Annotated in this window: 10 protein-coding genes; 5 read left to right on the top strand and 5 right to left on the bottom strand. The window is 68.7% G+C overall.

Annotation, left to right across the window (positions count from 1 at the left end; genetic code table 11):
• Positions 1-7: 7 nt before the first annotated feature.
• Positions 8-2,179 carry a UvrD-helicase domain-containing protein gene (locus tag ACX28W_RS00775; RefSeq protein WP_458996780.1) on the bottom strand — a complete coding sequence of 724 codons (2,172 nt, stop codon included), beginning with the start codon at positions 2,177-2,179 and terminating at the stop codon, positions 8-10.
• 181 nt (positions 2,180-2,360) lie between these two features.
• Between ACX28W_RS00775 and drmA the strand changes: the two genes are divergently transcribed.
• The 3 genes from drmA to drmC are packed head-to-tail and all read left to right on the top strand — an operon-like array spanning position 2,361 to position 8,844.
• Positions 2,361-6,188: a DISARM system helicase DrmA gene (gene drmA / locus ACX28W_RS00770; RefSeq protein WP_458996779.1), complete on the top strand. Its 3,828-nt coding sequence runs from the start codon at positions 2,361-2,363 to the stop codon at positions 6,186-6,188.
• Positions 6,185-8,080: a DrmB family protein gene (gene drmB / locus ACX28W_RS00765; RefSeq protein WP_458996778.1), complete on the top strand. Its 1,896-nt coding sequence runs from the start codon at positions 6,185-6,187 to the stop codon at positions 8,078-8,080. The genes drmA and drmB overlap by 4 nt, the downstream gene beginning before the upstream one ends.
• Entirely contained in the window at positions 8,077-8,844 is a 768-nt protein-coding gene (drmC, locus tag ACX28W_RS00760) for a DISARM system phospholipase D-like protein DrmC (protein ID WP_458996777.1), read from the top strand. Before drmB ends, drmC begins: the two co-directional genes overlap by 4 nt.
• Positions 8,845-9,352: 508 nt before the next feature.
• Here the strand turns inward: drmC and ACX28W_RS00755 are convergent.
• The 3 genes from ACX28W_RS00755 to ACX28W_RS00745 all read right to left on the bottom strand — a co-directional run bounded on the left by ACX28W_RS00755 (position 9,353) and on the right by ACX28W_RS00745 (position 11,736).
• Positions 9,353-9,706 (bottom strand): SCO4225 family membrane protein, encoded by a 354-nt coding sequence (locus ACX28W_RS00755; RefSeq protein WP_458996776.1) that lies wholly within the window; start codon positions 9,704-9,706, stop codon positions 9,353-9,355.
• 206 nt (positions 9,707-9,912) lie between these two features.
• Entirely contained in the window at positions 9,913-10,995 is a 1,083-nt protein-coding gene (locus ACX28W_RS00750) for a beta-ketoacyl-ACP synthase III (RefSeq protein ID WP_458996775.1), read from the bottom strand.
• 237 nt (positions 10,996-11,232) lie between these two features.
• Entirely contained in the window at positions 11,233-11,736 is a 504-nt protein-coding gene (locus tag ACX28W_RS00745; protein WP_458996774.1) for a DUF5990 family protein, read from the bottom strand.
• A gap of 244 nt (positions 11,737-11,980) precedes the next feature.
• Between ACX28W_RS00745 and ACX28W_RS00740 the strand changes: the two genes are divergently transcribed.
• Together ACX28W_RS00740 and ACX28W_RS00735 are read left to right on the top strand one after the other, a co-directional pair.
• The gene (locus tag ACX28W_RS00740; protein ID WP_458996773.1) at positions 11,981-12,562 is read left to right on the top strand and encodes a dienelactone hydrolase family protein; all 582 of its coding nucleotides are present in this window, start codon (positions 11,981-11,983) and stop codon (positions 12,560-12,562) included.
• 385 nt (positions 12,563-12,947) lie between these two features.
• On the top strand, positions 12,948-13,508 hold the full coding sequence (locus tag ACX28W_RS00735) for a TetR/AcrR family transcriptional regulator (RefSeq protein ID WP_458996985.1): 561 nt from the start codon (positions 12,948-12,950) through the stop codon (positions 13,506-13,508).
• A gap of 36 nt (positions 13,509-13,544) precedes the next feature.
• On the opposite strand, the gene ACX28W_RS00730 is transcribed toward ACX28W_RS00735, so the two are convergent.
• The gene (locus tag ACX28W_RS00730) at positions 13,545-14,828 is read right to left on the bottom strand and encodes a YhgE/Pip domain-containing protein (RefSeq protein WP_458996772.1); all 1,284 of its coding nucleotides are present in this window, start codon (positions 14,826-14,828) and stop codon (positions 13,545-13,547) included.
• Positions 14,829-14,863 lie beyond the last annotated feature (35 nt).

Genomic DNA, 14,863 nt, shown 5'->3' with positions numbered 1-14,863 from the left:
GCGCGTCTCAGCCGACGACAGGGTCCAGCATGCGGCTCCGCTCCCCGCTCCAGGAGATCGCGAGGGCGTCGCGGGCCCGCGTGCTCGCGACGAACAGCAGGCAGTGCTCCGCCAGCAGATCCGATTGGTGCTGCACGGGATCCACATCGGCCGGCGTCACATGAGGGGCGAACGGCAGCACACTCGAGGTCACGCCCACGACGGCCACGCAGCGGAATTCCAGCCCCTTCATCGCGTGCATGGTGGCCACCCGCACACCCGACACCCCCGGCCCCGGATCGTCCTTGACCGCGACGGCGGGGATGCGCTCCCGTCGCAGCCGTGTGATGACCGCGTCGACCAACGTGTTGAACCGGGCGCACACCGCCACTTCGGACGGCTTGACACCGTCCTGGTCGATCCAGGTCCGGATCTGCTCGACCAGCGCCCGCAACTCCTCGTCCTGGCTGGTGTATCCGCGTGCCGCCGGGATGCGGCCGTGCAGCTCGGAGCGGTAGCCCCGGAGCGAATCCCGGCCACCGTCATCGTCGTCGTCCTCACCGAGCCGGCCCACGGGCTGACCGTCGAGCAGGGACGCGGACCAGCGCAGGATCTCTTCGGTACTGCGGTAGTTGAGACGCAGCCGGGAGGTACGTCCGCGGACGTTGATCGCCAGCGAGCGCAGCGAGACGCGGGAGTCGTAGATCCGTTGATGGGGGTCGCCGACGAGAAACATGTCGTCGGACTGGAGGGCCACGCTGGCGCGCAGCACCCGCCACTGGGCCGGGTGGAGGTCCTGGGCCTCGTCCACCACGACGTGGCGGTAGCGCGGTCCGCCGTCGGCCAGGATCCGCGCGGCCTGATCACACAGCTGGGTGTACGTCGCCGAGTCGCGCGAGGCGAGATCCGCCGTGAATCTCTCCATCACCCGCCACAGCCGGGCTCTTTGCACGCGTCCCACCTGGGTGCCGCGCCCCCGCCGCACACAGCGCAGGTATTCCTCGGGTGTACGGAGCCCCTGAGCCAGGACGACGTTGCGGAACTCCTGGGACAGGAACTGCTCCGGCCACGGGAGTTCCTCGCGTGCGGTGGCACGCGTCCAGGCGCTCTTCTCTGCGGCGGCCGAAAGAGGCTTCGGTGAACGGCCCCGGGCCTCGCGGACGACCCGGGAGGCGAGTGCGTCCACGGTCGTGACGTCCACGCGTTCCAGGAGGTGGGCGTCGGCGTCGCCGAGCAGCAGCGCCAGGCTGTCCCGCAGGGCAGCCGCCATGGCGTTCGTGAAGGTGGTGAGCAGGATCCGGTCGCCCTGACGGCCGGTACGCAGCAGATGCCGGACGCGGTGCAGGGCGACGACTGTCTTGCCGGTGCCGGGGCCACCGGTGACCTGAGCGGGCCCGTTGAAGCCCGGGTGATAGGCGTACCGGCGCTGGGCGGGGTGAAGGAAGATGCGCCAACGGGTAAGGTCCTCGGTGAGGATCCGCTCCAGCTCACCGGGGCCCGTCACCTCCACGATGTGGTGCGGTGTGTTGAGAATCGCCTCGGTGAGGGTGACCGCGGGCCGGTCCTCCGCCGTGCGCACCGTCTGCCCGCGCGGAGCGATCAGCTGCTCCCACACATCCTCGGGGGAGTAGTCGGCCGCCAGATACTCCAGCACCTCGTACTGTTCGGCGGGCATCATGGGCGGTGCCATGACCGTCAGGTCGTCCGCCGTGACACAGACGCGCGCCAGCCGCAGCACCTGATCGTCGATGCCGAGGTCGCGCAGAACCGTGTCGGAATGCCTCTCGAACAGGCGGGCAGGGGTCGCGACCGCCTTCGTCTCGAAGTACGTCTCCATCTGCTCAAGAGCCTCGACGTTGCGCACCTCCAGGCTCCCGGTGGCGCCGTTGACCGAATAGGCGCGCTTGCAGGCCCAGTTGATGGCCTCGTCGTGAGGGGCGACCCGAAGGAGTGTGAACAGTTCGCTCCCGTCATCGGGCGCGAGCAGAACGCCCCGGTAGAACCTGGTGATGCGTATCGTGCGGATCCGGGGATCGCGCGCCCGCTCGAGCTTCTCCAGGTGCATGCCCTTGCTGGCGTGGAGCTGGGGAACGGTCATGCTCCGGAACATCTGGATCGCGTCGTTGACTTCCTTCTGGACGGGCCTCTGGAGCGAGATCAGATCCGTTACGAAGTCGTCGGAGAGGGCGAGTCGGGGCATGGGCGTCCTCGGGTGGCGGGTGGGCGGGGGCCGAGGGCCAGCCTAGAGACTTGTTCCGCCAGGAGCGACGGAGCATCGCAATCTTGTTGTGTGAACTCAGTCAACGGTCTATATTTCTCGTGCTGTCCTACGATCGATCCACGCTCGTGCCCCACCGGACCCGTCCGAGAGGACCCACCGAATGCCGGCCCAGCCTGCCCAGGCCGCTGTCCCGCACCCGCTCGACGAAGTGCCCCAGACGTTTCGCGCCGGGGACTCGTACGCGGTGCGGGACGGACTCGTCACCTATATCCGCCGTGACCTGCTGGGGCCCTGGGACGGTGAGACCGAGACCCTGTCGAACGCTTCCTCCGGACCGCGCGACCGTTACCTCGTCGGCATGCTCGGGCCGCAGACCCAGGCTGTCACCGGAGACGAGATCGCACTCGCGGCCGCTCAGAGCGCGGACGGTGACTCGGGTGACGAACAAGAAGGTGACGACGGTGATCCCCAGGACCGTCTGACGCCGCAGGCCGCCGGCCACATTTGGGCGTCCTCCATGGGCTTGTCCTTCACGGTCCCCGCCTCTGTCGGCACGCTCAGCGCCAACGTCCGATGGGGCCGCTACACGCAGTCGGAGGAGGCCACGGACCGGGGCACGACCCGCAGGGTCTGGTCGCGGGAGTCGATCGAGCACCCGGTGGACATCGACGTGACCGGCGCGGCCGACCGGATCGTCGAACTCGAAGGCAACGCCGTCGTCCTCGATGTGCAAGTACGGCAGCACACCGGTCGAGCCGGCGCCGAAGACCTGCGCGTCGTCGAACTGACCCTGGTGAACCGGCAACAGGACAGCCGCGAGGCGCGTGACGCTCACTGGCTCTTCCAGACCGAGATCGACATCACCGCCTTTCCGGACGACCAGGCCGCGATTTTCCTCCCGGTCGACGACCCTCTCGATCTCGCGAACCGGGGCAACGCCCCCGAAGACCCCGAGGACCGACGGCTCCGACTGCTCTACCGGGACAGTCTCAGCCACGCCAAGGGCCGTAACGTCGCCGTGCACGCGCAGGTGCGCGACGGCGAGCGCAACGCACACCGGCTCACCACCACCTGGCTCCCGGACTACGACGTTCGGGCCACCACCGCGCCGGCACTCGAAGAGCAGGATCTTCTCCGCGGGCTCGAGCTCGGCATGGACGAACTCGCCGCGCTCGCGGTGCCTGCACACCGGACCGAACTCAGCGCCGCACTCGCTCCATTGGCCGACGGCTACGGCACCTGGCTCGAACAACAGCGGATCAAGGCCCGCTCCCTCCCCGACGACCTGTGCGAATCGGCAGGTGTCGCCATCGAGCAGGCCCTGGAGATCTGCGACCGCATCACGCTCGGCATCGACAGGCTTGTGGCCGACGAGACCGCCCTGAAGGCGTTCCGGTTCGCCAACCGGGCCATGGCACTTCAGCGCCGTAACACCGCCATTGCCGCCGCCCGGGCCGGCCGTGAGGACGACCGCGACTCCTACCAGGAGGCGTACGACGAGGTCCACGCCAAGGGCAAGGAAGCTGCCAGCTGGCGTCCGTTCCAGCTCGCCTTCGTCCTGCTGAACCTCGACTCCCTCACCCGGCCCGGACACGCCCACCGCGGCACCGGCCGCGAAGCACTTGTCGATCTGCTGTTCTTCCCGACCGGTGGTGGCAAGACCGAGGCGTACCTCGGCCTCGCCGCCTACACCTTCGCGCTGCGACGCCTGCAAGGCACGCTCGGCTCGGGGCCGGAGGCACGCAGCGGCGAGGCGGGCGTCGGTGTCCTCATGCGCTACACCCTCCGCCTTCTGACCGCTCAGCAGTTCCAACGTGCCGCCGCCCTGGTCAGTGCCTGCGAGGTGTTGCGCCGCGAGGAGTTCGCGCGAGATGTCCGCTGGGGCGCCACCCCGTTCCGTATCGGACTCTGGGTGGGAACCTCCGTCTCGCCCAACTGGTTCGACGAGGCCAAGGAACAGATTGCCGACGCCAGGGAGAGCGCGAGCGACAAGTACGCCCGAGTCCTGCAAGTCCTCACCTGCCCCTGGTGCGGCAGCGGACTGACGGCCCGCTCCCACATGGAGTACGACGAAGGACGGCGCCGCGTTCTGTTGTACTGCCCGCGTGGCGAAGGCGAGGAGCGCTGCCCCTTCTCACGGCGCGAATCGCCAGGAGAGGGCATCCCCGTCCTCACCGTCGACGAGGAGATCTACCGGCTCGCTCCGTCACTGTTGATCGCCACCGTGGACAAGTTCGCTCAACTTCCCTGGAACGGGTACGCCGGTCTGCTGTTCGGCAGGGTCACCGAGCTCTGCCCCCGGCACGGCTACCGCCACGACGACCTCGACGCCAAAACCGGCTGCGGAAGCCGCCACAACGCCAAGGGTGACCTGCCCGGCGTCACCGCACAGCCCGTCAGCCGGCTGCGGCCCCCGGACCTGATCATCCAGGACGAGCTGCACCTGATCTCCGGCGCGCTCGGCACCATCGTCGGCCTCTTCGAGTCCGCCGTCGATCAGCTGTGCACCTGGAGCGTCACCGACGCCACGGGACAGCGGCACGAGGTAGGGCCCAAGATTGTCGCGTCGACCGCGACCACCAAGCGGGCCGCCGATCAGGTGCGCGGCGTCTTCGCCCGCAAGGTCGCCGTTTTCCCGCCGCAGGTCCTCGACGTCGGCGACACATTCTTCTCCCGACAGGTCGAGCTGAGCCGCGACAACCCAGGCCGCCGCTACCTGGGCGTGTGCGCGCACGGCACCCGCCTCAAGGCCGCCGAGATCCGAGTGGCCGAGATCCTGCTCCTCGCCGGCCAGCAACTCTTCGACGAGTACGGCAAGCCGGCAGACCCCTACATGACACTCGTCGGCTACTTCAACGCGACCCGCGAACTCGCCGGCATGCGGCGGTACATGGACGACGACATCACCACCCGCGTGCGCTCCAACGGCAGCCGCAGAGGTCAGGACACGCTGGCCGACCGCATCGTAAGCAAAGCCGGCATGCTCAGCATTCAGGAACTGACCTCGCGTATTTCCTCCGCCGACATCGGCGCGGCCCTCAAGCGCCTGGAGATCGGGTTCGATCCCGAGCGCGACACCTCGGGGCGGCGGCGTGCCTTCCTGCGCGAGTACGCGACTGCCATGAAAGAGAAGCGGGAACCCCGCGCCTCCATGACGCCGGCCGCCCGACAGGCCGTCGATGTCGTCCTCGCCACCTCCATGCTGCAGGTGGGTGTCGACGTCTCCCGGTTCGGCCTGATGCTGGTCGTCGGCCAGCCCAAGAACACCGCCGAGTACATTCAGGCATCCTCGCGCGTCGGTCGTGACGCCAAACGACCGGGTCTCGTCGTCACCCTCTACAACTGGTCACGTCCTCGAGACCTCGCCCATTACGAAGACTTCGAGCACTATCACGCCACGTTCTACCGTCAGGTCGAAGCCCTCTCCGTCACCCCGTTCACACGTCGCGCCCTCGACCGGGGCGTGGCCGCCACCTATGTCGCAGCGCTGCGCCAGGCGGCATACGACACTTCCCGCAACCTGGACGCCCATCATGTCGACCTCAACGGGCCCCTCGCCCAAGACGTCGAACGCCGGCTTCTGGAACGGGCCGAACGCATCGGGGGCGAGCGTCCCCGCCAATACCTGAGCGAACGCCTGGACCGGCTGAAGGACGAGTGGCGCCGCAAACGCGAGGAGAACAGCTCGGCCCTCGGATACCGGAAGGAGAAACGCAAGACGACGATCGTGAGCGGGCTCCTGAGGCGGGCGGACGGATCCACGTGGACCGAGCTCACTGTTGGCATGTCGATGCGCGAGACGGAGAACGAGATCAACCTCCTTCTTCCCGGCGGCGGAGCCTTCCTCGAAGAATCCTCGGGAGGCGGACCGGACTGGAACTTCGGTACGTCCGGCACCGATTCCGACACCGATCACGACATGGCGACCGTGGACAGCGACGAGTACGGACCTACCACCGCTGACTCGGCAAGGAAGGGACAGCGATGAGCATCAACGGCAGTCGCAGGGTCGGCACCGTCCGTCCCAGCCACCTCATGTTCACCGCCGGTATCGGCTCCCTCGTCGACCTGCCGAACTTCTCGGTTCTCGTCAAGGGACTCGACTCCTGGAGCTACTCCGGCATCACCGAGTACGACATCGACGAACCCCGGCTGCGCGCCGCCGTCAACCGATCCCTCCAGCGCTACGGGCGCGGACAGGTCGAGCAGCTGCGCGCCGCTCCGTGGCTGGAGGGCGGGGACACGGACCCCAAGGGCTGGGCGGCACAGGGGGTCGGAGTACCCGTCACACCGTTTCCCCAATGGCTACGCTGCACCGCCTGCAACGTACTGGCCGCCGTCGACTCCGGTGAATTCGCCTTCATCAACTCCAACCCTCGTACGCCGCACGAGGCGAAGTTCGTGCACGATTGCAAGCGGGGGAAGCCTCTCGCTGTGGCAGCCCGTTTCACCCTCGTCTGCACGGTCGGCCATCTCGACGAGTTCCCGTACACGGCATACGTCCACCACGGACAGGCCTGCACCAAGACACCGCGCCCCAAGCTGCGCATGAAGGACCACGGCGGAAACCAGGCCGCCAACGTCACCATCGAATGCGTCGCGTGTGGGGGGAAGCGCAACATCCGGGAGGCGATGGGCGAACGAGGCCGCCGTAACCTGCCCCTGTGCCGCGGACGTCACCCGCACCTGGGCACGTACGAGACGAATGGCTGCGCCCAGGATGCGGTCCTGATGGTCGCGGGCGCGTCCAATCAGTGGTTTCCGCTCACCCTCAGCGCTCTGGCCCTGCCCAAGGGACAGGGCGGAGACATTGACAAGCTCCTCGACGACCACTGGCCGGACCTGCAAGTCCTCGAAGAACGAAGCCAGTTCGACTTCATGGCACGCATGCCCAAGTTCGGGTTCCTCAAGGAGTTCGACGCCGACTCGGTCGTCGCGGCCATCGTGGCTCGCAAGCAGGGATCCAACGGACCGGCCCCCTCCGCGCCCGACGTCCAGGCCGACCTCTTCGGCCCCGAATGGGACGCGCTCTCCGGCCCCGTTCCACCGCCCAGTGACGACTTCGCATTGAGGCAGGTTGTTCCTGTTCCCATCCCCCTGGGTGAACTCTTCTCCGACATCCGCCAGGTCGAGCGGCTGCGCGAGGCACGTGCCCTGATCGGTTTCACCCGGCTCGATGCGCCCGACCCCGAGTCGCCGGAGATCGCCTCCCGAGTGGAACTGTCCCGTGGTGCGCAGACCTGGGTGCCCGCCAGCGAGGTTCGTGGTGAGGGCATCTTCCTGCGCGTGCGGGACGACCTCATGGCCGAGTGGGTGGCACGTATGGAGAAGTCACCGCAGATGGAGGCCCACAGGGCGGCGTTCGGCCGATTCCGGGCAAACCGCAAGTCGGACCGCAAGACCAGCGACTTCGATCCCTTCTACGGTTGGCCGGGGGCACGGTATATCGCCCTGCACACCCTTTCGCACCTGCTGATCCGCACGATCGCTCTGGAATGCGGCTACAACTCGGCCTCACTCGCCGAGCGGATCTACGCGGGAGACGAACAGAACCCGAAGGCGGGCATTCTCATCTACACGGCAGTTCCTGATTCCGAAGGCACCTTGGGTGGCCTGGTCTCCCTTGCCGAGGAACGCGAGTTCGACCGGATCGTCCGCCGCGCCATGGCCGACGCCTCGCACTGTTCGGCCGACCCACTGTGCTCCGAGCGTCTGCCGCACGACCCGGGCGACTACCTCCACGGAGCCGCGTGCCACGTCTGTCTCTTCGTATCCGAAACCACATGCGAGCGCGCGAACCGATTCCTGGACCGTCGTTTCCTCGTCCCCCTTTCCGGAGACAAGGACCAGGTACTGACACCGGTCGGTCTGCTGCCGTGACTAGACGCGAGTTCGAGGCCGCCGCTGAAGCCGCTGTCGTGGCCCTGGGCCTTTCCCGTGGCAAGGACCTCGCCGGCCTACTGGCTCAACGACGCAACAAGGAGCGGGCACTGACCGAACTGGCAACACCGGGAGTCAGCGAGGCCGTTGCGAGGCTGTACGACGCGGTGGAGGCTGAGGCGGTTCCCTTCGCCGAGGCGGCTGCCTACGTGCGAGGCTATGTCGGAGCCATGCTGCATGCACGAGACATGGTTCAAGTCCGTACGGTGTGGAGCGGTCCCTCGACGCCGGCCGTACCGGTGCGGGCGACTGCTCAGGTACTTGTCGAGGTCATCTCTGAGGCTCGCGGCGAATTGCTGGCCATGACTTATGCGGCCCGCCCGTATCCAGCGCTGACACAGGCCTTGACCGAGGCGGTGGCAAGGGGGGTGAGAACGCACATCGTGGTCGAGACACTGGTCGGCGCGCGCGGTCTCCTCTCGGGTAGGGAACCGGCCGATGCGTTCGTGTCTGTTCCTGGGCTGAGCCTTTGGCACTGGGCACGTGACTCGGCCGGGCACGCTCACTCGCGCCAACACGCCAAACTCGCGGTCGCCGACCGACGCACGCTCTTCCTGGGCAGTGCGAATCTGACCGAGTCCGCAGCGCGGCGCAATATCGAGGCGGGGGTGCTGGTGAGTGGCGGCGAAGCACCGCGGCGTGCGGCAGAGCACATTGTGGAGCTGCAACGCTTGGGCATACTCCGGCCTTTTCGACCTTCGTGAGTTGGGCCATCGAGGCCCCGCCGACGTCCGCGGGGTGTTTGATCTCTTGGCTCAGCCGTTCCACCGGGTTGGTCGACCAGCTCTTGTTCCCGTGCGCGATGGGGGAGTCCGCGAACGCGGCGGCCCATCTCGCCCTACCGCACATGCGTGCCCGCCGCAGCGGCCTTTTCGTCAATATCACGTTTATGGGCGGCAGTATCTACGCCTGTGGGGCAGCTGACACCACGCCACGAAGTTCGCTCTGGACGGTCTCAGTGACTGCCTGTGCCTACGCCGGCACGGCCAAGGTCGTGGCCTCGGCCATCTCCCCGCACCGGCAGCGCCCCAGGTCGCGGACGATGCCAGATAGCGGGTTTCGGCGAGGCGCGCGGAGACATCGTCGACGGATGTGAACTGTAGTGGGGCCTCCGGCTCGGCGCGGGCGAGGTCGCACTTACCATCTAAGCGCTTGTTCACCCGGTCCCGTCGCGTGTGATCGTGCCCACGTGGGTAGCCCCGTAGGCGATGTTCAGGCGCTTGGGGCGGTGTTGGGGGACGACGGGCGGAGCCTGCGGAGGGCGAAGCCCATGAAGGCCGCGTTGGCGAGGGCCGCCACGGCTGTTCCGGCGAGGTAGAGGGCGGTGAACAGGCCGTCGTTCGTGCCGGTGAGCGTGCCGTCGGGCATGAGGGTGTACAGCAGACCCAGCGGGGCGGTCAGCAGCATGGGCACGGCGCCGGCCATGGAGGCATCGGCGTGGGTGACGAAGAGGGTGTCGTAGAGGAAGAAGCAGGTCGCGGCCGTGACGGCGGCCAGGTAGACCCGCGAGAGCCAGTTGTCCGTGGCCAGGGCGAGCGCGGAACGGCTGTGGCGGGAGCTGCTCATGATGTCCTCCGGTAGGTGAAGTCAGTGGTGCGTTCCCCTCTCGACGGTGTGCCGGAGGGCGATGCCATAACGATGGCGGCTGCGCCCGCGAACCGGCATGAGTACGGCTACTCAAGAGCAACTGAGCTGACCCCGCACCGTGTTGGTGATCCTCCCCAGGGTCTCTCCCCGGTCTTTCCCAGCCCTCGTAGGAGTGACGGCAGGCGTTACGGTCGCGGTCCGTTCCGGCAGGGCAACGGCGACGGAGCCGGCACCTGGTTCAACAGGCGTGCGGCAGGGATCGAGAGGGGCCGGTGCACCGGCACCGCGTCCGGCCAGGCGAGGGCGATCGACCCCCACGTCAGACCGCCACCGAAGGCCGTGAGCAGGCTGCGCTCACCGGGGCGTACGAGTCCACGCGCGGCGGTGTCGGCGAGGGCCAGGGGGATGGAGGCGGCGGCGGTGTTGCCGACTTCGGCGATGTTCCCGAAACGGTGCTGGGTGCCGATGCCGAGCCGGTCGCCCACGGCGTCGAGGATGCGCTGGTTGGCCTGGTGACCCACGAACGCCCGCACCGAGGAGGAGGGCCAGCCGGCCCGCTCCAGCACGAGGCGCGAGGAGGCTGTCATCCGCTGCACCGCGTGCCGGTACACCGTACGGCCCTGCATCCGGAAGTACCGTTGGCTGCGCGGCAGGTCACCGTCGGCGCGGGGACGGCGGGAGCCGCCCGCGGCAACCGTGATCAACTCGCTGCCGGAGCCGTCACTGCCCAGGTCGACGGCGCGCAGCGCTCCCGGCTCCGTACTTCTTCCCGCACGCAGCACGACCGCGCCGGCTCCGTCGCCGAAGATCACGGCGGTGTCCCGGTCCAGCGGGTCGATGATCGAGGTGTACACCTCGGCGCCGATCACGAGCGGGCGGGCGCACGTCCCGGACGCCATGAGGGCTCTGGCCACCGTGACCGCGTACACGAATCCCGAGCACACCGCCGAGACGTCCAGCGCCGGCACCTCACCAAGCCCGAGACGGTGGGCCACTTCGGGCGCGGTCGCCGGGCATGGACGGTCCGGGGTCGTCGTCGCCAGCAGTACGAAGTCGGCGCCGTGGCCCGCGGAGTCCAGCGCGGCCCGTCCGGCGGCCACCGCGAGGTCCCCCGTACTGGTACCCGGCTCGACGATCCGACGCCGCGCGATACCGGTACGGGAACGAATCCAGTCGTCCGACGTCTCCAGACGGGCCGTCAGATCCTCATTGGTGACCACACGCTCCGGCAGACACGTGCCGATCCCACAGACGACAGCAACTGACATCACAACCACCTCTCCCCACCACACGCGGACCTCACAGGCAAGGCGCCGAGGCCCCTTGATGAAGACGGAGGCGTGATCGCGTCAGCTGCCGGAACAGCAGCATGGTCCTCACCCAACCGTTATGGATCTACGGGGACAAGCGCGCTCGGGGGGCGTGCGGTGCGGCGATGAAGCACTCCGCCGTCCGGCTGTGCGTCCGATGGGCGGAATACGGAATGCCTCACTCCGGGCGCCCTCTCAACGCACCACCCGCCCACGGGAGTCGTGTTTGACATCGACGGCGGAATCGGCCGTCCAGACGATGTCCGGGGGCTCGACGCGCGCGCAGCGGGGCCGGCCGCACGCGTCGGTCAGACCGAGACGTCCGACCAGCAGGCCGCTGCGGGTGGCGGCGGCGAGCACCTCGGCGGGGATGGCGTCGAGCATGAGCTTGGCGCGGCGGAACATGGCGAAGACGCCGGCCTCGTCGACCGTGCCCCACGACAGGTAGATGAACCGGCGGCCCAGACGGTCCTGCACGTAGGGGCCTTTCACGTCGGTGCCCGTCGGCGTGGCGACCGCGGTGCACTCCAGGGTCCAGGTCGCCGTTGCGGCGTCACCGGGCTGTGGGTCGAGGAGTTCGCCCGGACGGTCGCGGCGTTGCACGGCGACGTGGAGGTTGCCGTACGCGGGGACGTTGCCGTCGGCGGGGGCCGGGCAGGTGAGGCCGGGCAGGTCGACAGCGTCGATGCGGATGCGCATGCCGGTCATCATGCCCTGCCGGTCGTCTGCGGGGGGACGGGCACCGACTGAGCGAGCCGGGGCGAACAGGGCACCGGCTCCGGACGGGTCTCCGGCAGCCACCGGCGCCCCCACCTCTCGCCGTGCGGTGCGCTCGCCGACCTCTAGGCTTGCCCGCTCCCTCGAAACCGGCAGGAGACGTCGGGAGCTCAGGCGATACTCGTGCCGCGGAGCCATCCGGGCATCGCACAGGGAGGGGGCCGAAATGGCTGAGGTGCTGCTGTTCCATCACGCGAATGGGCTGACGTCCGGTGTACGCGAGTTCGCCGAAACGCTGAGGCGGGCAGGTCATACCGTGCACGTCCCGGATCTGTACGAGGGGCAGGTCTTCGACGACCTCGAGGACGGAGCCGCCCATGCTCAGCGGGTCGGGTTCGGCTCGATCGTAGAGCGGGGGCGGGCCGTCGCCGCAGACCTGCCCACCGGGATCGTGTACGCCGGATTCTCCCTCGGCGTCCTGCCGGCGCAGTCCCTCGCCCAGACCCGGGCCGGCGCGAAGGGCGCGCTGCTGTTCCACTCCTGCGTTCCCACCTCGGAGTTCGGCGGCGCATGGCCGCCGGCCGTCCCGGTCCAGATCCACGCCATGGACGCGGACGAGTTCTTCGTCGACGAGGGCGACATCGACGCGGCCCGCGCCCTGGTCGACTCGGCCTCCGGCGCCGCCGAACTGTTCCTCTACCCGGGCAAGCAACACCTGTTCGCCGACAACAGCCTTCCCTCGTACGACGAGCAGGCCGCCACCCTGCTCACACAGCGCGTGCTCGGCTTTCTCGACGAGGTCGAATAGGCGGCGGGATCGCGACTCGGCCCTCGTCGCCCCGCTTGTGCACGTGCGCGCCAACTCCTTGAATTCCACGTGCCGTTGGTCCACGACGTCGAAGGAGTCGACGTCGGTTGGTGTCCTCGGGCTCGGCGGCGGACGGCGGAGTGGACCGGCCGCCGAGCCCGGGACTGCGCTGTCCCCCGTCCCCACGGGTTTGGCGCGGCGGGGCCGCCTCCGCTCGAGGAGGCCCCGGTCGGCGTGCCCACGGCGGGACGTCCTGCTTGGCCTACTTGAGTCAGAACGATCCCGGAGAAGGCCAGTACCGCCACTACGGTGTTCGGCCGCGGCGGGCCGCTCGTCCCGGAGTCGGAGGGGTGAGCAAGGGGCTCGGGCATGGCGGAGCCTCCGTCTGGGTCCTGCGATCGCCATATTTTCCGCGGTCGGCTACCACTTCGGCACCAAGGCCGACCTGGTACGGGCGATCGCGCGCAAGCACTCCGAGCAGGTCGAGCGGGTGCGGGTGCGGCTGCTGGCCGAGATGGGCGACTCCGAGGACATCCGGGACTGGGTGACCTGCTTGGTGCGCCCCCTCACCGAGCACCTGGCGGAGCTGGGCAGACCTACGTGGTACGCCCGTTTCACCGCACAGGTGATGACCGACCCCGCGTTCCGCCCGATCATGGTCGACGAGACCCTGAGGTCCCCGTCGATGCGGACGGTCCTCGAAAGACTGCACCGGTGCCTTTCCGAGCTGCCGGTCGAGGTGCGCGCCGAGCGCAGTGACATGGCGCGCGAGCTGCTGGTGCACCTGTGCGCCGAGCGCGAGCGCGCCCTCGCCGACAACGCCCCAACGCCTCGGTCCAGTTGGCACGATGCCGCCCTCGGGCTGATCGACGCCATCGTCGGACTGTGGCTGGCCCCGATCACGCCCTGCCCGCGACAGCGGCGCGGCGAGTCCTGCCGCGACTGAGCCCCTTTCGCACGCTGTCCGCTGTCTGTCCGCTGTTCAGGCGGGCTGGGGGGTCAGGCGGTGCAGGCCCTTGCGGTCGTAGTAACGGGTCATCGCGAACCCGAAGAGCAAGGCGAGGACGGCGCCTGCCGCGATCATGGTCCAGGCGCGGGTGAGGCCGGCGTCGCCGCGCGCGTCGAAGAAGAGGATGGCGCGCACTCCGCCGCTGAGCTGGCGCATCGGCTCGAAGACGGACAGGAAGCGGTAGAAGCCGGGAACGGCCTCCAGGGGGATGGTGGATCCGGAGGAGGGCAGGCCCAGGACGATGAACACGAACATGGACACGAGCTGGCCGATCCCGCCGAAGGCCGCGTTGATGGCCTGCACACTCAGCCCGACCGCGAGGCTCGCGCAGTACGAGTAGATCCACAGCAGCGGCAGATGGGAGGCGTCCATGCCGAGGATCGCCACGGTGGCGACCATGACCAGCGTGGTGGTCAGCACGGTGATGCCTGCGGTCATGCCCATCTTCAGAAGCAGCGTCTGGGTACGGCTGATGGGCACGGTGGGGCGTCGGGTGTGCCAGGGGCCGAGCTCGTTGTCGGCGTAGCCGAGGGCGGTGTCCACGCCGTTGCTGATGACATTGCCGCCCATGAACCCGGCAAGCACGAGGAGCAGGGTGTAGTAGAACGCGCTCAGCCCCAGGCCGCTGTGGTCGCCGATGGGATGGCCGACTTGGGTGGTGACCGTGACCGGGTCGGCCAGCAGCAGGCGCGTCGTGGCGTCGGCGTTCGTGGTGGCGGGGGACGCCGTCAGCTGCTTGCCGATGGTCAGGGAGGCCTGCTCGGCCGACTGCTGGGTGATCCGGTTCGCCAGCGAGGAGCCGAGACTGCCCATACCGGGGTTGGTCAGCGCGGTCAGGGTCGGCCGGGCCGTGGCGTTCGACGTGGTGAGCGCGGTGACGGACGTGGTGAAGTCGACGGGGACGACCAGGGTGCCGTAGATCTTGCCGGAGGCCAGTCTGTCCTGTGCCTGCGCCCTGGTGAGCCGTTGCCAGTCGGCCTTGCCGGAGGTGTCGGCGATGACGGACTGGGTGATCTGCGTTCCCAGATTCTCTTGCTGCCCGGCCGGCGGCTTGCCCTGGTCCTCGTTGACGATGCCGATGGGCATGTCGTGCAGATCCCGGTTCGGGTTGACGATGCCACCCATGTAGAGCAGGGACAGCAGCAGCGCGAGCAGCCCGCTCAGCACGGTAGGCACCAGCCACAGCTTGGGGCGGCGCAGGAGCGCGCGGGCACGCGCCTGGACGGGGGCGGCGTCGGGGGTGCTGTCGGCGGCCATGGTCCTCCGTCGGTCTGGGATGGCGCGGGCCGGGT

The organism is Streptomyces sp. SD15, assembly GCF_054462255.1.
The sequence above is the reverse complement of the archived record's forward strand: the minus strand, read 5'-3'. Positions and strand labels throughout refer to the sequence as shown.

What these genes read in the sequence shown, in the direction of transcription:
- ACX28W_RS00775 (WP_458996780.1), bottom strand. Translation starts at nt 2,179, where the DNA reads ATGCCCCGACTCGCCCTCTCCGACGACTTCGTAACGGATCTGATCTCG.
- drmA (WP_458996779.1), top strand. Translation starts at nt 2,361, where the DNA reads ATGCCGGCCCAGCCTGCCCAGGCCGCTGTCCCGCACCCGCTCGACGAA.
- drmB (WP_458996778.1), top strand. Translation starts at nt 6,185, where the DNA reads ATGAGCATCAACGGCAGTCGCAGGGTCGGCACCGTCCGTCCCAGCCAC.
- ACX28W_RS00755 (WP_458996776.1), bottom strand. Translation starts at nt 9,706, where the DNA reads ATGAGCAGCTCCCGCCACAGCCGTTCCGCGCTCGCCCTGGCCACGGAC.
- ACX28W_RS00750 (WP_458996775.1), bottom strand. Translation starts at nt 10,995, where the DNA reads ATGTCAGTTGCTGTCGTCTGTGGGATCGGCACGTGTCTGCCGGAGCGT.
- ACX28W_RS00745 (WP_458996774.1), bottom strand. Translation starts at nt 11,736, where the DNA reads ATGCGCATCCGCATCGACGCTGTCGACCTGCCCGGCCTCACCTGCCCG.
- ACX28W_RS00740 (WP_458996773.1), top strand. Translation starts at nt 11,981, where the DNA reads ATGGCTGAGGTGCTGCTGTTCCATCACGCGAATGGGCTGACGTCCGGT.
- ACX28W_RS00730 (WP_458996772.1), bottom strand. Translation starts at nt 14,828, where the DNA reads ATGGCCGCCGACAGCACCCCCGACGCCGCCCCCGTCCAGGCGCGTGCC.